Raw genomic sequence first — 15,440 nt, 5'->3', positions numbered from 1 at the left:
GACGGTTCCTCACACTTGCATCCCAGAGACGAGCCCGATTGCGTCGGATTCGGCCCGTCCTCTTACGCCAAACGGGTGCGCAAAGCACGCTCCAAGGCGTCAAATAGGGCATTTTCGTCCGGGCTCGCGGCGACCAGCACCTGCGAGGCGCCGGCATCGCGCAGCACGCTTGCGACCGTCTCGGACAGGCAGCATTGCGGGATCGCCAGCGCCGAGATTTCGACGCCTTCGTCCCGGGCCGCATCCAGGAAGGCGCGCGCGCTGCGCCGGGAGTAATGCAGCACCGCCTCGATGCCATGCGCGGCAAAGCCTTCGCAGACCTCGCGCGGGAGAACCTTGACCGGAGCCATGCGATAGATGGTCTGCGTGACCACGCTGAATCCGTCCGCGCCGAGCTCGCCGCCGAGATCCCGCGACAGATCCGCCCCGGCAAGATAAAGCAGCGCGCTTTTCTTCTTCAGCACCTTGTCGCCCGCGCTTTGCATGACTTTGTCGCGCAAGGAGGCGGCATCACCGCCGGCGACGACCACATCCGTGAAACCTGCCTGGCGCGCCACGGAAGCCGTGTGCTCGCCGACCGCGAATAGCGGCAGCTCCGCGAGGCCGAGATCGCGCAATTTCGGCGCGACGGCGCGGATCGCATTGGCCGACGTGACGATGATGGCACCATAGCCCGCCTCGCTCTCGTCATGAAAGGCAATCGGCTCGCATTTGAGCACCGGCGCGAGCAGCACCTCATGCCCCCGCGCGCGCAGATTTTCCGCCGTCGCCTCATTGTCGGGATGCGGCCGTGTGACAAGAATGGACATCGCTCGTGTTCCCGAACTACCTGGCGGTGACGCATTCGCGCGGGATGCACGGCGCGTGACGATTGCGCAAGATGACCCGGGAATGCTACCGCGTTAGCAGAACTCTGCTTTAAGGATGAGCGCAAGGGCGCAAATTGGATAACAATTCGCCAATGCTGGTACTGGGTATCGAGACCACCTGCGACGAGACCGCGGCGGCCGTCGTCGAGCGCGCGCCTGGCGGCAGCGGCAGGATCCTGTCCAATATCGTGCGGTCACAAATCGAGGAGCATGCCCGCTTCGGCGGCGTCGTTCCGGAAATCGCCGCGCGCGCTCATGTCGACCTGCTCGACGGCATCATCGACCGCGCCATGAGCGAAGCCGGTATCGGCTTCGCCCAGCTCGACGGTGTCGCAGCCGCCGCGGGGCCGGGGCTGATCGGCGGCGTCATCGTCGGGCTCACCACCGCCAAGGCGATCGCGATGGTGCATGACACGCCGCTGATCGCCGTCAACCACCTCGAGGCACATGCGCTGACGCCGCGCCTGACCGACGGCATCGAATTTCCGTATTGTCTGTTCCTCGCCTCCGGCGGCCACACCCAAATCGTCGCGGTGACCGGCGTCGGCCAATATGTGCGACTCGGCACCACTGTCGACGACGCCATCGGCGAGGCCTTTGACAAGGTGGCAAAGATGCTGGGCCTGCCCTATCCCGGTGGACCGCAGGTCGAGCGCGCCGCGGAAAACGGCGATGCCGCGCGCTTCGCTTTCCCACGACCGATGCAGGGACGCCCCGACGCCAATTTCTCCTTGTCAGGATTGAAGACGGCCGTCCGCACCGAAGCGAGCCGCCTGGCCGAGCTCACGCCGCAGGACGTCAGCGATCTCTGTGCGAGCTTTCAGGCCGCTGTCCTGGACTCGACGGCCGATCGCCTCAGCGTTGGCCTGAAGCTTTTTCGCCAACAATTCGGCGCGCCGCGCGCGCTGGTCGCGGCCGGCGGTGTCGCTGCCAACAAGGCAATCCGCAGCGCGTTGTTCGACGTTGCTCAGCAAGCCGGGACGCAGCTGATCATGCCGCCGCCGGCGCTCTGCACCGATAACGGCGCGATGATCGCCTGGGCCGGCGCCGAACGCCTCGCGCTCGGCATCACCGATACGATGGACGCGCAGCCGCGCGCGCGCTGGCTGCTCGACGCGAATGCGACCGCACCTGATGGTTACGGCAAGACGCGGGCGGGGTACTGACGATGGCTGTGTTCCGGTCCGTCGCGGTGATCGGTGCCGGAGCCTGGGGCACGGCGCTGGCGACGGTGGCCGCGCGCGCCGGACGGAATGTGACGCTATGGGCGCGCAATGCGGAACATGCGACGCAGATCGCATCAACCCGTGACAATCCGCGGCTGCCGGGCGTGCGGCTCGCACCTGACATCGTCGTGACGAGCGATCTCGCGCTCGCCGCACGTGCCGACATGCTGCTGGTCGCAACCCCGGCGCAGCATCTGCGCGGCGCGGTCAATATGCTGGCCTCGCACATCGCGAGGCCCGTGCCGGTCATCGCTTGCGCCAAGGGCATCGAGCACGGCACCCACAAATTCATGACCGACGTGATCGCGGAAGCGGCGCCCCATGCGCTGCCCGCGATCCTGTCGGGCCCGAGTTTTGCCGACGACGTCGCGCGCGGCCTGCCGACAGCGGTGACGCTCGCGGCAAAGGACGAGGCCGTGGCGAGCCAGATGGTGCAGGCGCTGGGCTCGGCGACGTTCCGGCCCTATCACACCACCGACGTCCGCGGCGTCGAGATCGGCGGCGCGGCCAAGAACGTGCTCGCGATCGCCGCCGGCATCGTGGTCGGCCGCAAACTCGGCGCATCCGCGCTCGCCGCACTGACGACGCGCGGCTTCAGCGAACTGGCGCGGCTCGGACGCGCCTGCGGCGCGCGTGCGGAAACGCTCTCGGGTCTCTCCGGCCTCGGTGACCTCTTGCTGAGCTGTTCGACCGCGCAATCACGCAATTTTGCGCTCGGTGTCGCGCTCGGCCGTGGCGAAGCGGCGCCCGCAGGCAAGCTTGCGGAAGGTGCATTCACCGCGCCGGTGCTGGTCGAGCTCGCGGCTTCGCAAAACGTTGAGATGCCGGTATCAGAAGCCGTCGCGGCGATCCTCGCCGGTAGGAGCACGATCGATGCCGCGATATCGGGGCTGTTGACCCGTCCATTCAAAGCAGAGGAATGAACATGGCGTACTGGCTGGTGAAATCCGAACCATCAGTGTGGTCCTGGGACCAGCAGGTCGCAAAGGGCGCCAAGGGTGAAGCCTGGACCGGCGTGCGCAACTACACTGCACGCCAGAACCTCGTGAACATGAAGAGGGGCGACAAGGCATTCTTCTATCATTCCAACGAGGGCAAGGAGATCGTCGGCATCGCGGAAGTCATCAAGGAGGCCTATCCGGACCCGACGGACAAGACCGAGAAATTCGTCTGCGTCGACATCAAGGCCGACAAGCCGCTGAAGACGCCCGTGACGATGGCCGCGATCAAGGCCGAGAAGAAGCTCGCCGACATGGCACTGGTGAAATATTCGCGCCTGTCGGTGCAGCCGGTGACTTCAGATGAGTGGAAGCTCGTCTGCAAGATGGGCGGGGTGTAATTCGCTCCGATTGAGGGCCGAGTTGTGACGAATTTGTGATAGCGAGACAACCCTGTCACAACCATTGATATCTGCCGGCAATATTCCTAGGTTTGGCGGAGGAATGGAGTTCAACAGGTCTTCTCGCGTCATGGCGATGCAGGAAAGGGACGGCGGCGAGCAATCGCCATGGTCCACGGACGGCCCCGCAGGGGCCTTTCCATTCCGTCCCCGAAAAGATACTTCATCAATGCTGGCGATGCTGCTGGCCGGCGCCGCCATCATCGGAGCCCTCACGGGATGGCTTCTGACGCTGCGCGCGGAGCCGGATGCGCCGGTCATCGCACTCGTGCCGCAGGAGCAGGTGGGCGATGCCATCCCGACCCTGACACCGGACAGCCAGCGGGTCGCGCAATCCGACAGCCGGCAATGCCGTTACCCCGTCGCATTCATCACGGTGTCGACGCCGGGCAATCCGACCGGCGGGACCGTCACGTTTCGCACCAGCAAATATCGATCGCCATCATTCCGCATCACCGACCAGCCGCAGAGAATCGCGCTGCCAAATCCGCTGCCTGACAGCGGCGGGCTCGACCCGCTGACCGTCGATGGTGACGCCAAGGGTTTGCTGGTATCCCTTTATCCGACAGCGCGAATGGAGCCGATCGGCGGCTCCAGCGCCGTCACGGTGCGTTGGCCTGCGCGTCCTCCATGCAAGTGAGATTTCCGAATTGAGATTTGAATGCAGAATTTTCTGAACGCACGCTTCATCCTCGCCTTTATCTTGATCGGCGTGGCCACAGCAGGGGTCAGCGCGCTGCTGTTCAATCCGCAGATCGGCTTTTTCGGATGGATCGGCTCGCTCTTCTCCGACATCACCCCGCTGCGATTTGTCGGCGTCGCGCTGACGGCCGTATCTGCGACCGGCGTCGGCTACATTGCCTCGCGGCTCGGCGCCGACCCTACGGCATCGGGTTTCGTCCCTGTTGGAAGCGGCTACACCTATGGCCGCAGGCTGACGACGGATTCCGCGACCGGCGAGACCCGCATGGTGACGCGCACTGCGGACGACGCCCTTGACGACCTTGACATGATGGTGGGGCTCGCCTCGGTCAAAACCGAGATCAACAAGCTGCTTGCGAGCCTTGAGGTCGAGCGCCGGCGGCGCGAGCAGGGCCTGCCAGTGTTCGCGACGAGCCGGCACATGGTGTTCACCGGACCTCCCGGGGTGGGCAAGACCGTGGTGGCGCGCGCCATCGGCGACATCTATCGCTCGCTCGGTGTGTTGCGCAAAGGCCATTTGATCGAAGCTGACCGCAGCCAACTCGTCGCGAGCTATGTCGGCCAGACTGCGCCGAAGACGCTCGAGGTGTGCCGCACTGCGCTGGACGGCGTTCTGTTCATCGACGAGGCCTACAGCCTGACCGCGGCTGAGTGGAAGGGTGATTTCGGCCGCGAAGCGATCGAGGCGTTGCTGAAATACATGGAGGATCATCGCGACCGGCTGGTTGTGATCGTCGCCGGCTATCCCGCCGAGATGCACCGGTTCATCGGCAGCAATCCCGGACTTGCCAGCCGCTTCACCAAGACGATCGACTTTCCGCCCTACGATGCGCTCGAGCTCTGCGAAATCTTCCGCGCCATGGCGTCCGAGCAGCAATATCTGCTGCCGATCGGCTTCGAAGCGACTCTCGCGCCATGGATCGACTCACAACGCGACGATCCGCAATGGGGCAATGCGCGCTCAATGCGAACGCTGCTGGAAAAGACCCGCGAGGCGCATGCCCTGCGCACGTCGCGAGACCCTCATGCGAGCGTTGCCGAGTTCGAGCTCAGCGACATTCAATCGGCGATCCGGGACAGCTGATCATGAATCCGACGGCCCGCATCGCCGCGTTGCACGGTGCATTGTGGAGCATCGATCCCTGGTATCGGTGGTCGTGGTACGCGTGGCCGGCCGCGATGGCCGTGCTGATCACGGGCTGGATTCTGATCAGTAGACCGGTCAACACCGGCGCCTGGGGCAATGCCGGAAGCTGGGCCAAGCCGGTCGCGCAGAAGGCGACAACCTCGACCGCGACCCCGATCAAGACGACGACGGTCAATGCGCTGGACCTCGAGATTATGAGTTGCTTTGCCAATAGCAGCATCGGCTCGGAAGCCGTCTGCACCAAGCTGATCGATGGTGGCAAGATATCCGGCTCACGGCTGGCCTCGGTCTATACCCAACGAGGCTTCATGCGACGCGACAAGGATCCGGACAGCGCAATGTCGGATTTCAACGCCGCGCTGAAGATCCAGCCCGATTACCCTGCGGCCCTCAACGACCGCGCGTGGATCTACATGACGCGCGGAGATTACGACGCCGCGCTCCAGGATCTGAATAAAACAGCCAGCCAGACAACGCCATGGGCAATCGCAGCCGTCGCATATTATTACCGTGGCTTCGCCTATTTGCGGCTGAAAGATTACGCTAAGGCGGTGGCCGATTTGAACGAAGCGATCAGGCGGCTACCCAACAACGCCGACTATTATTTGGCGCGCGGCGAAGCCCAGCAGGCTCAGGAGAGCTATGACGCTGCCTTGCGCGATTTCGACGAGTTCGGCAAGCGCGCGCCGAAAGATCCGCGCGGCTTATTGGCGCGGGCCGTGATCTTCGAAACCACCGGCAAGCCGCGCGAGGCCCTGGCAGCGCTGGAGAATGCAGTCACGTTGGCACCCGACAACGATTTCGCCAGATCGGAACGCGACCGCTTGCGCGGACAGGTGAAAGACGATGCGCCTGAGAAGAATAATCCTGGCGGACAGCCCCCGACCTGACCGTCAACCGTACCAGGATCTGGCCGGGCCGACGAACAAATGGAAGCTGATTTGCAAGATGCGAGATTTATTAGCTACGACGTCGCAACCTGCGCCTCCAGCAGCGCAAGCACCTCGCACGGCGAAGCAATGCCACGCAGCCTGTGCAGCCCAAGCGAGACCAGCGGAATCTCCGTTTCGGCGGCGAGTGCGCCGGACACCAGCACGGTCCTGCCCAGTGGCTTGCACAGGCCCTCGAGCCGACTGGCCAGATTGACGGCGGGACCGATCGCCGTGAAGTCAAGCCGGTTGGCGGCGCCGATATTGCCCCAGAGCATCTCGCCGAGATGAAGCGCCGCGCCGAACGCAAGCGGCGGCAATCCTTGTGCCGTGCGCTCGGCGTTGAGATACGCCATCCCGGCTTCGGCAGCGCCTGCCGCGCGCAGAGCAGCCTCGCAGGCACGACGCGGTGAGGCCTCGACCACAGGAAAGATTGCCAGCACGCCGTCGCCGATGAATTTAAGCACCTCGCCGCCAAAGGCGTGAACGGCACCGGCGATGCGGTCGAACCACGCATCGAGCGCAGCGATGACATCGGCCGGCGGGCTGGTTTCAGACAAAGTTGTGAAGCCGCGCAGATCCGCATAGAGCAGCGCGGCCTGGATGGTTTCGCCGAGGTCGCGCCGCAGAGGTGCCGCCAAGACCCGCTCGGCGCTGCGCTTGCCGAGATAGGCCTCGAGCGTCGCCCGCAGCGTGGCGCGTGCAGCGAGCGCGGTGAGCGGTGCCACGGCAAAGCGGGCGGCTTGGCGCAGTTGCTCGATCTCGTCTGCAGTGAACGGTCGCGGCCCGATCCAGCCGAGCAACGGCCCATCGCGCCCGACAACGTCTTCGTGCACGTCGCCATCCGCGATGTCGCGCAGCCAGCGGCGGCCGCCATCGTCAGGCAAATCGGGCGCCGGTCCGCCAGGCACAAAGCCGAGCGCCTCGATCACCCGGCCGCTATCCGCACGCCACAGCCAGGTCCGCTTCGCGATCAGCGGATGCGGCACCTCGAGCGTCAGGGCGCCAGCTACAAGCGGCACGCCATCAGCAAGCAAATGCGTGCCGAGTTCCGCCAGCAGGCGATCGGCGCCAGAACATTCCGAGGCGGCATCGACAAGCCAGGCGAGGGTCTGAGAAAGTTGCATGCTCCGATGATGGCGAAGAAGCGCCGTCTTTGTCACGGGCAATCCTTGACGGGCTGCCTTGGCGCCGCCATGTGCGAGTGACAGCCCAGGGATGATCGCCGATGAACGAGCCGTTCGTATTGCGACGCGAGACCCAGATCGCCGCCCCGCGCGCCACCGTCTTCGCCTATTTGACCGATCCTGAGAAAATCCTGAACTGGATGGGCTCGGATGCGACCACCGAGCCGCATCCCGGCGGGCTCTATCTGCTCAAAGGCATCGGCCCGCGCGGCAGCGTCGCCCGCGGCACCTTCCGCGAGGTCGTGCCGGTACATCGCCTGGCCTACACCTTCGGCTGGGAGGGTGGTCAGGAAGTGCCACCGGGCTCGAGCCTGATCGAAATCGACCTGATCGAACGCGACGGCGGCACGTTGCTGCGCATGACGCATAGCGGGCTGCCGACCGAGGAACAGATGGCCGCGCACGCGAAGGGGTGGGCGCATTATCTGGAGCGATTGACGAGCGCAGCCACAGGCCGCGATCCCGGTCCCGACAAAGGTCTTTCGGACAATATGTAGCGCCGCGGCGGACTACACCGCCGCAGTTGCCACCACCTGCGCCAGCAGCTGCTCGCGTCTTGCCTGCGAGCGCTGACCTTTCATCGTCGCGGCAAAGCGTTCGAGGATACCTTCCTCGAAGGCAGTGACGATGGTGTCGTGGACGTAGCTCTTGCGGCAGATTGCCGGCGTGTTGGAGAGCTTGTCGGCGGCGGCCCGGATCGCATCCAGCACCTGCTTCTTGCGGCCACGCTGGCTGGTCGCCGGCGTGATCCGCGACAGCGATTCCACGACGACGGCGGAGGCCATCAGCGTGCGGAAATCCTTCAGTGAAATCTTGATGCCGGCGATCTCGCGCAGAAACGCGTTCACCTGCGTGGTGCTGACGGCGCGCACGATGCCGTAGGCATCGCGATACTGGAACATGCGCTTGCCGGGCACGCCCTGCAAAATGCCGATGGCGCGCACCAGCTTGGCGGCATCGCATTCCTTGCGCACCGCCTTGCCGCCCTTCGCCTTGAAGGTCAGCACGAAGCAGTCGTCTTCCAGCGTGACGTTGGACTTCAGCAGCGTAGTCGCGCCGCGGGTGCCGTTGAGGCGGGCGTAGGATTCATTGCCGGGACGGATCGCGGTGCGCGCGATCAGCTCGATCACCGCCGAAAGCGCGAATTCCCGCGTCGGCTCGTCGCCCGACAGGAACGCCGAGACCTTGCGACGGATCTTGGGCAGCGCACCGACGAGCTTTTCCAGACGATGCGCCTTGCGTTGTTCGCGGACCTTCTCCCAGTCGGCATGATAGCGATATTGCAACCGGCCCGCGGCATCGCGGCCCACCGCCTGGAGGTGCGAGCTTGGGTCCGCGGAGTAGCGCACTTCGCGATAGGCCGGCGGCACCGCCATGGCGTGCAGCCGGCGGATGGTACGGGCATCGCGGATATGCGCGCCGTTGGGGCGGACGAACGAATAGCCCTTGCCGCGCCTGATGCGGCGGATGGTCAGCTCGTTTTGGTCACCGAGCCGCAGGCCCAGTTCCTTGGCAAGTGCCTCGACCGTCGCCGGCGGCGCCGTGTCGTAGACCTTTTTCGGGCTGGGGCGAGAGGAACCGGCCGGTTTCGGCCATTGTCCGAGGGCTTTGGCCAGCGCAATGGCGGCAGGATCGGCCGAAGCGGGCCGCATCGTGCCGAGATTCTGCTGATCCATCATAGTCTTAAGCCTTAGCCCTGTCTGTTACCGGTCAATGCCGCTGTTCTGATTTTTGTTCCAAGAAGTCTCTTCGGACCCCGGGTTGGCCATGTAGGGGGTTCCGAACCGCATTGCGAGTCCCGAATCAGTGAAAAGAGGTTGCTAAATACCTTCGATCGTGCATAGACGCCCTGCGCGGGCCTGTTCCGGGGGTGTGGGTAAAGGCCGAAAGCAGCCGCTCGGCCTGTTTCAGATTTGCGACAACCGGACCGCGAACGTTGATCCTCCGCATGGTCGGCCCCTCATCGAAGGTCCAGCTTGTGCTGCTTGTCGGGTCCGGTTAGCCCGACGCATAATCGCTCAATGATGAAAGTCGGCTGGCCAGTCACCTGTGCTCGGCTTGCCGTATGTGGAGGGAAGCATGTCCGAGAAGATCTACGACGTCCCCGCGGAATGGGCCAAGCGCGCCTGGGTCGACCAGGCCAAGTACAAGGACATGTACGCCCGCTCGATCGCGGACCCGAACGCCTTCTGGGCCGAACAGGCCAAGCGCATCGACTGGATGCGCGCGCCGACCAAAATCGAGAACGTCTCCTTCGCGCCCGGCAACATCTCGATCAAATGGTTCGAGGACGGAATCCTCAACGTCGCCCATAATTGCATTGACCGCCATCTCGCCAAGCGCGGCAATCAGACCGCGATCATCTGGGAAGGCGACGATCCCTCGCAGTCGAAGCACATCACCTACAAGGAGCTGCACGACGAAGTCTGCCGGATGGCCAACATCCTGCGCACCCGCAACGTCAGGAAGGGCGACCGTGTCACCATCTATCTGCCGATGATTCCAGAAGCGGCCTACGCGATGCTGGCCTGCGCGCGGATCGGCGCGATCCACTCCGTGGTGTTCGCGGGCTTCTCGCCCGACAGCCTCGCCCAACGCATCAATGACTGCCAGTCCAAGATCATCATCACCGCGGACGAAGGCCTGCGCGGCGGCAAGAAGGTGCCATTGAAGGCCAATGTCGACGCCGCGCTCGCCAAGGCGGACGGCGTCGACTGGGTCGTCGTCGTCAAGCGCACCGGTGGCAAGATCGACATGAACCCGACGCGGGACCTCTGGTATCACGAAGCGGCTGCGATGGTAACGACCGATTGTCCGGTCGAGCACATGCACGCCGAAGATCCGCTGTTCATCCTCTACACGTCAGGCTCGACCGGCCAGCCCAAGGGCGTGCTGCACACCTCGGGCGGCTATCTCGTGTTCGCCTCGATGACGCATCAATACGTCTTCGACTATCACGATGGCGACATCTATTGGTGCACCGCCGACGTCGGCTGGGTCACCGGCCACAGCTACATTCTCTACGGGCCGCTCGCCAATGGCGCGACCACGCTGATGTTCGAAGGCGTGCCGAATTACCCGGATAATTCCAGGTTCTGGAACGTCATCGACAAGCACAAGGTCAACATCTTCTACACCGCGCCGACCGCGATCCGCGCGCTGATGCAGGGCGGCGATGAGCCCGTGAAGAAGACCTCGCGCGCCTCGCTGCGTCTGCTCGGCTCGGTCGGCGAACCCATCAACCCCGAAGCCTGGGAGTGGTATCACCGCGTCGTCGGCGACGATCGCTGTCCGATCGTCGACACCTGGTGGCAGACCGAAACCGGCGGCATCCTGATCACGCCGCTGCCGGGCGCGACCAAGCTCAAGCCCGGCTCGGCGACGCAGCCGTTCTTCGGCGTGGCACCTGAGATCGTCGACGCCGACGGCAAGGTGCTGGAGGGTGAGACTACAGGGAATCTGTGTCTGACGCGTTCATGGCCCGGCCAGATGCGCACCGTCTATGGCGATCATGCGCGCTTCGAGCAGACCTACTTCTCGACCTACAAGGGCAAATACTTCACCGGCGACGGCTGCCGCCGTGACGCCGATGGCTATTACTGGATCACCGGTCGCGTCGATGACGTCATCAACGTCTCCGGCCATCGCATGGGCACCGCCGAGGTCGAAAGCGCGCTGGTGGCGCATGAGAAGGTTTCGGAGGCTGCCGTCGTCGGCTTCCCGCACGACATCAAGGGCCAGGGTATCTATGCCTATGTCACCCTGATGTCCGGCATCGAGCCGACCGAGGACCTGCGCAAGGAGCTCGTCACCTGGGTGCGCAAGGAGATCGGCCCGATCGCCTCGCCCGACCAGATCCAGTTCGCGCCCGGCCTGCCCAAGACCCGCTCCGGCAAGATCATGCGCCGCATCCTGCGCAAGATCGCCGAGGACGAGCCGGGCAGCCTGGGCGACACCTCGACGCTGGCCGATCCCGCCGTAGTCGACGATCTCGTCAAGAACCGGCAGAACAGAAAGCCGGCGTAAGGTCGTCTCGTGCCCCGGACGCAGCGCAGCGCCAGTTGGCGATGCGCTGCAGAGCCGGGGCCCATCCATCTGCGCAGAAGAATGAGCTGGGTCCCGGTTCTGCGTCGCAGCACTGCGTGCCGCGCCGCGTCCGGGACACGAGCTTTGACACAGCACCCCGAAAAAACCCCGGTTCACGCCCTCACGCACTTGTCAGGATGCTCGCCGCCGCGGCTGCATGTTTCCCACCGAGTGTTGTTTCCAGGTCATTTACTTTATTTCGAACATTTCCTTTGTTTCCCCTGTCGGCTCGCCCCTGGCTGCCGCGTGTGGAAACCGTCCGGTTAACAAGCGCGGTTGAGAATGTCTCGGCGGGCAGGCTATTGCCGGTTTTTGCGTGAATTTGGATGATCCGTTCGGGGCAGGGGAAAATCGATGTCGATGAAGATTGCGCTGGTGCTGTCCACCACCATCGGGGCCGGGCTCTTGATGTCGACGGCGGCCGAGGCGCGGCCGGAAATGGTGGGTGCGCACATGGCCGATTATTCGCCAGGCACCATCGTGGTCAAAACCAATGAGCGGCGGCTTTATCTCATCCTCGATGACGGGCACGCGATGCGTTACCCGGTCGGCGTCGGCAAGTCCGGCAAGCAATGGGCTGGCACGACCCGCATCGACGGCAAGTATCGCAATCCGGCCTGGTCGCCGCCCGCCGAGGTGAAGCGCGACAAGCCGCAGCTTCCCGACGTCATTCCGGGCGGCTCGCCGCGCAACCCGATGGGCGTTGCTGCGATGACGCTGGCCGGCGGCGAATACGCCATCCACGGCACCAACGTGCCGGGTTCGGTCGGCGGCTTCGTCTCCTATGGCTGCATCCGCATGCTCAACGACGACATCACCGATCTCTACAGCCGCGTCTCGGTCGGAACGAAGGTCGTCGTGACGCGCTGATCGCCGCAACCAAAATAGAGGTTGCTACAACAGAGATTGAAGGAGCCGCGTTTCGACGCGGCTTTTTTGTTACCAGAAGCGCCAGCCTCGCGCGCACCAGCCGTCGCGATGGCCGCCATTGTAACTGCGCGCGTAACCGCCCGCGAGCATCGCCGCCGAAACGTTGGCGGTTCGCCTGGTCGCAACGTCGGCGAGAACGCGCCCGTATTTTTCCGAGCCGAGATTGTAGATCGTGACGCCACCCTGGCCGAGCAGATTGCGCAACGCCTCGGTGGCGGCTTCCGCCTTGTCCAGTTCTTCCCGGCAAGACGCCTTCAACTCGGGTGCATCGATGCCGCGCAGGCGAACCCGCGCGACGAGATCGCGCTCCCCGCGCCGGTGCACACGCGCCAGGAAGGTGTCGCCGTCAACGGTGCGGATGATATCAACCGGCAGGCGATCGTCGGGACTGCCTGACTGCCGAAGAATGATATCGGCATTCTGCGTGCGCTCATCGGCCGGATGCCGAAGCGGCCAATTCGCCCCATGCCGGAAGCTGAGTACGACCGCCGCCATGATGGCGACCACGAACATCCACGGCAACAATCCGGAGAAGCGGTGGCCGAACGGCGAGCCGCCGAACCGCGGCCGCTGGAGATTTGGGCGATCCTGGACACGCATCAGCTCACGCTAGGACTGAGTCGGGGAACACGGCAAGGCACCGCGCAGCGGGGCGATAGCGCGACCGCGGCGGCCGGGCTGGAAGGTTACCGACCGTAAAAGCGTACCTATGTGAGGCGCTGTTCCAAGCAGTCTCCATTCGATACCTCCTGTAGTTGTACGGGGTGTGATCTTCAGCTCTCGTTTAGTAATAAAGCGGAGTACTCGGTATGCGTGTGGGGAGCGGTAAGCATGGCATCGTTCAAGTTTCGCATCGGTACAAAGCTCGGATTGACGGCAAGTGCGGGGGTCCTTCTCGTTGGTGGCATGCTCGCCAACCAACTCATCAGGAACGGGCAGATCGCGGGACTGAGCGAATTGGTGGTCATCAACACCGCCAACAAGGCCAATGCCCAGGGCGCCGAGCTCGCAGTAACCCGGGCGCGCCTCGCAGTGGCGGAGATCGGATCTGCCGCCACCGCCGACAGCCTCGCCAAACAAATGGAAGTGCTGCGCAATTCGATTGCCAATGCCACCACCGAAATAGACGCGGCATTGGAGCGGTCCAAGCGCGCCGAAGCCAAGGAGCTCTGCCGCGAGGTGAAGGTCCAGCTCGAAGCTTCCCTCAAGGCCGGCAACGATCTCGGCGAGGCTCGTGGCATCGCCATCAAGGAATTCGCCGCGACTAACCAGATTGAAGATACCTGGAGCAAGTCCCTCGAAAAATTGCTGACCTCGCCCGCCCTCGCCGCAGCGTCGAATCACCTCAACATCGAGGTCGCATTGCGCGAAGCCGACGCGTCCTTCAAGGCGGTCAGCGCCTCCGATTGGCATTTCACCGCAACCGGTGACGTCGTGCAGAAAGATCGTATCGCCGTCCTTGCCGACGCGATGATCGGTGTCCTGAAACGGGTGCGCCAGTCGGCTGGCGACAAGGAGATCGCGGACGGAATCGACGCGCTGGCGGCGCTCGCGGGACGCTACAAGGCCGCGGCCGCCGAAGCCGTGAAGGCGGAAGACACCAAAACACGCATCCTTGAAGAGCGGCTGCGTCCGGCCGCAAGGGAAATCTCAACGCGCGTCGACAAGCTGGTCGCCGCGAACAACGAATATACGGCCCTGCGGCAAAGCCAGCTCATGACTGCCCTGGAACAGGCGACTTGGGTCAGCCTGGCCGTCGGCGTCCTCGTGATCCTGGTCCTGGCCGGCTCGGCGCTGTTTTCGGTGCTGAACATCGCCCGTCCGATCCGTCGCATCGGCGACGTGTTGCTGCAACTGGCTGGCGGCAACAAGGCTGTCGAGATTCCTTATACCGCCCGCGGCGACGAAGTCGGCGACAACGCCCGGGCCGCCCAGACGTTCAGGGACAATCTGATCCGCATCGAGCAGATGGAAGCCGAGCAGAAGGATCAGGAGGCGGCAGCCGCCACGCGGCGCAAGCAGGAGATGATCCGCTTGGCCGGCGCGTTCGAAGACGCGGTCGGCGGCATCATCAACTCGGTTTCGTCCGCTTCCCAACAGCTCGAATCCGCCGCCGGCACATTGTCGGGGACTGCGGAGGAGACCGAGCAGCTTTCCGGAATGGTGGCCGCGGCATCCGAGGAAGCCTCAGCCAATGTCGGGGCCGTGGCATCCGCCGCCGAGGAAATGAGCGCATCGGTCGTCGAGATCGGACGCCAGGTCCATGATTCCAGCCGCATCGCCGGCGAGGCGGTCAAGCAGGCCGAGCACACCGACGCCCGGATCAACGAATTGCTCAAGGCCGCGGGCCGGATCGGCGACGTCGTGAAATTAATCACCGCGATCGCGGAGCAGACTAATCTGCTCGCATTGAACGCCACGATCGAAGCGGCACGAGCCGGCGAGTCCGGCCGCGGCTTCGCCGTGGTGGCCAGCGAGGTCAAGGCGCTCGCGGCCCAGACTGCGAAGGCGACTGATGAGATCAGCGCGCAGATCGCCGGCATGCAGTCGGCCACGGAAGACTCGGTCGGCGCCATCAAGGTGATCGGCGCGACGATCTCCAAGATTTCGGACATCTCGACGACGATCGCGGCGACCATCGAAGAGCAGGGCGCCGCGACGGCTGAAATCGCTCGCAATGTCAGCGAAGCCGCCAAGGGAACGGTCGAGGTTGCTGACAAGATCGCGCAGGTCAGCCACGGCGCCAGCGCGACCGGTTCGGCGTCGACCCAGGTTCTGGCATCCGCGCGCTCACTCTCGATGGAGAGTGGCCGCCTCAAGAACGAGGTTGCGAAATTCCTCGATACGGTGCGGGCGGCCTGACGCCCGGACACCCAGCGGGCGGCGCGAGGCCGGCCGCGTTTCATCTTTCTGACGCGTGAATAACCAACGGCATTTGGGAGGCCCCCACGCCGAGCCCCCGCTT

14 protein-coding genes are annotated in these 15,440 nt (G+C 64.3%); 10 read left to right on the top strand and 4 right to left on the bottom strand.

Annotated features, from left to right (window positions below; all coding sequences use genetic code 11):
• Positions 1–62: 62 nt before the first annotated feature.
• Complete coding sequence (locus BM374_RS05815) at positions 63–809, bottom strand: uroporphyrinogen-III synthase (RefSeq protein WP_092289780.1); 747 nt, start codon at positions 807–809, stop codon at positions 63–65.
• A gap of 152 nt (positions 810–961) precedes the next feature.
• Here BM374_RS05815 and tsaD point away from each other — a divergent pair, with 152 nt between their 5' ends.
• From tsaD to BM374_RS05785, 6 genes are all read left to right on the top strand, one after another.
• Complete coding sequence (gene tsaD, locus BM374_RS05810; protein WP_092289778.1) at positions 962–2,035, top strand: tRNA (adenosine(37)-N6)-threonylcarbamoyltransferase complex transferase subunit TsaD; 1,074 nt, start codon at positions 962–964, stop codon at positions 2,033–2,035.
• 2 nt (positions 2,036–2,037) lie between these two features.
• Complete coding sequence (locus tag BM374_RS05805) at positions 2,038–3,018, top strand: NAD(P)H-dependent glycerol-3-phosphate dehydrogenase (protein WP_092289776.1); 981 nt, start codon at positions 2,038–2,040, stop codon at positions 3,016–3,018.
• Positions 3,019–3,020: 2 nt separating this feature from the next.
• The gene (locus BM374_RS05800) at positions 3,021–3,434 is read left to right on the top strand and encodes an EVE domain-containing protein (protein ID WP_092289774.1); all 414 of its coding nucleotides are present in this window, start codon (positions 3,021–3,023) and stop codon (positions 3,432–3,434) included.
• A gap of 229 nt (positions 3,435–3,663) precedes the next feature.
• Entirely contained in the window at positions 3,664–4,134 is a 471-nt protein-coding gene (locus tag BM374_RS05795) for a hypothetical protein (protein ID WP_092289772.1), read from the top strand.
• Between the two features lie 21 nt (positions 4,135–4,155).
• Entirely contained in the window at positions 4,156–5,280 is a 1,125-nt protein-coding gene (locus BM374_RS05790; RefSeq protein WP_244552529.1) for an AAA family ATPase, read from the top strand.
• Positions 5,281–5,282: 2 nt separating this feature from the next.
• On the top strand, positions 5,283–6,233 hold the full coding sequence (locus BM374_RS05785) for a tetratricopeptide repeat protein (protein ID WP_177248115.1): 951 nt from the start codon (positions 5,283–5,285) through the stop codon (positions 6,231–6,233).
• A 74-nt stretch (positions 6,234–6,307) separates the two neighbouring features.
• Here the strand turns inward: BM374_RS05785 and BM374_RS05780 are convergent, their stop codons facing one another.
• Positions 6,308–7,399 carry an adenylate/guanylate cyclase domain-containing protein gene (locus BM374_RS05780; protein WP_177248114.1) on the bottom strand — a complete coding sequence of 364 codons (1,092 nt, stop codon included), beginning with the start codon at positions 7,397–7,399 and terminating at the stop codon, positions 6,308–6,310.
• 101 nt (positions 7,400–7,500) lie between these two features.
• On the opposite strand from BM374_RS05780, the gene BM374_RS05775 reads away from it, so the two are divergent.
• Positions 7,501–7,956, top strand: a complete 456-nt coding sequence (locus BM374_RS05775; protein WP_092289766.1) for an SRPBCC family protein — start codon at positions 7,501–7,503, stop codon at positions 7,954–7,956.
• Between the two features lie 12 nt (positions 7,957–7,968).
• Here BM374_RS05775 and BM374_RS05770 read toward each other — a convergent pair whose 3' ends face one another.
• On the bottom strand, positions 7,969–9,138 hold the full coding sequence (locus tag BM374_RS05770) for a DNA topoisomerase IB (RefSeq protein ID WP_092289764.1): 1,170 nt from the start codon (positions 9,136–9,138) through the stop codon (positions 7,969–7,971).
• 400 nt (positions 9,139–9,538) lie between these two features.
• Between BM374_RS05770 and acs the strand changes: the two genes are divergently transcribed.
• Together acs and BM374_RS05760 are read left to right on the top strand one after the other, a co-directional pair.
• Positions 9,539–11,485: an acetate--CoA ligase gene (gene acs, locus BM374_RS05765; RefSeq protein WP_177248113.1), complete on the top strand. Its 1,947-nt coding sequence runs from the start codon at positions 9,539–9,541 to the stop codon at positions 11,483–11,485.
• A 414-nt stretch (positions 11,486–11,899) separates the two neighbouring features.
• Positions 11,900–12,415, top strand: coding sequence for a L,D-transpeptidase (locus BM374_RS05760; protein WP_092289761.1), 516 nt, complete (start codon positions 11,900–11,902; stop codon positions 12,413–12,415).
• 69 nt (positions 12,416–12,484) lie between these two features.
• On the opposite strand, the gene BM374_RS05755 is transcribed toward BM374_RS05760, so the two are convergent.
• Positions 12,485–13,075: a thermonuclease family protein gene (locus BM374_RS05755; protein WP_092289759.1), complete on the bottom strand. Its 591-nt coding sequence runs from the start codon at positions 13,073–13,075 to the stop codon at positions 12,485–12,487.
• 231 nt (positions 13,076–13,306) lie between these two features.
• Between BM374_RS05755 and BM374_RS05750 the strand changes: the two genes are divergently transcribed.
• On the top strand, positions 13,307–15,337 hold the full coding sequence (locus BM374_RS05750) for a methyl-accepting chemotaxis protein (protein ID WP_177248112.1): 2,031 nt from the start codon (positions 13,307–13,309) through the stop codon (positions 15,335–15,337).
• Positions 15,338–15,440 lie beyond the last annotated feature (103 nt).

Source organism: Bradyrhizobium sp. Ghvi, from assembly GCF_900115265.1.
GTDB lineage: Bacteria > Pseudomonadota > Alphaproteobacteria > Rhizobiales > Xanthobacteraceae > Bradyrhizobium.
This window is presented reverse-complemented; position numbering and strand designations above follow the sequence as displayed.

Excerpts from the sequence above, each read along its gene's own strand:
- BM374_RS05790 (WP_244552529.1), top strand. The coding sequence starts at position 4,156 with ATGCAGAATTTTCTGAACGCACGCTTCATCCTCGCCTTTATCTTGATC.
- BM374_RS05775 (WP_092289766.1), top strand. The coding sequence starts at position 7,501 with ATGAACGAGCCGTTCGTATTGCGACGCGAGACCCAGATCGCCGCCCCG.
- BM374_RS05815 (WP_092289780.1), bottom strand. The coding sequence starts at position 809 with ATGTCCATTCTTGTCACACGGCCGCATCCCGACAATGAGGCGACGGCG.
- BM374_RS05750 (WP_177248112.1), top strand. The coding sequence starts at position 13,307 with ATGGCATCGTTCAAGTTTCGCATCGGTACAAAGCTCGGATTGACGGCA.
- BM374_RS05800 (WP_092289774.1), top strand. The coding sequence starts at position 3,021 with ATGGCGTACTGGCTGGTGAAATCCGAACCATCAGTGTGGTCCTGGGAC.
- tsaD (WP_092289778.1), top strand. The coding sequence starts at position 962 with ATGCTGGTACTGGGTATCGAGACCACCTGCGACGAGACCGCGGCGGCC.
- BM374_RS05770 (WP_092289764.1), bottom strand. The coding sequence starts at position 9,138 with ATGATGGATCAGCAGAATCTCGGCACGATGCGGCCCGCTTCGGCCGAT.
- BM374_RS05805 (WP_092289776.1), top strand. The coding sequence starts at position 2,038 with ATGGCTGTGTTCCGGTCCGTCGCGGTGATCGGTGCCGGAGCCTGGGGC.
- BM374_RS05760 (WP_092289761.1), top strand. The coding sequence starts at position 11,900 with ATGTCGATGAAGATTGCGCTGGTGCTGTCCACCACCATCGGGGCCGGG.
- BM374_RS05785 (WP_177248115.1), top strand. The coding sequence starts at position 5,283 with ATGAATCCGACGGCCCGCATCGCCGCGTTGCACGGTGCATTGTGGAGC.
- acs (WP_177248113.1), top strand. The coding sequence starts at position 9,539 with ATGTCCGAGAAGATCTACGACGTCCCCGCGGAATGGGCCAAGCGCGCC.
- BM374_RS05795 (WP_092289772.1), top strand. The coding sequence starts at position 3,664 with ATGCTGGCGATGCTGCTGGCCGGCGCCGCCATCATCGGAGCCCTCACG.
- BM374_RS05755 (WP_092289759.1), bottom strand. The coding sequence starts at position 13,075 with ATGCGTGTCCAGGATCGCCCAAATCTCCAGCGGCCGCGGTTCGGCGGC.
- BM374_RS05780 (WP_177248114.1), bottom strand. The coding sequence starts at position 7,399 with ATGCAACTTTCTCAGACCCTCGCCTGGCTTGTCGATGCCGCCTCGGAA.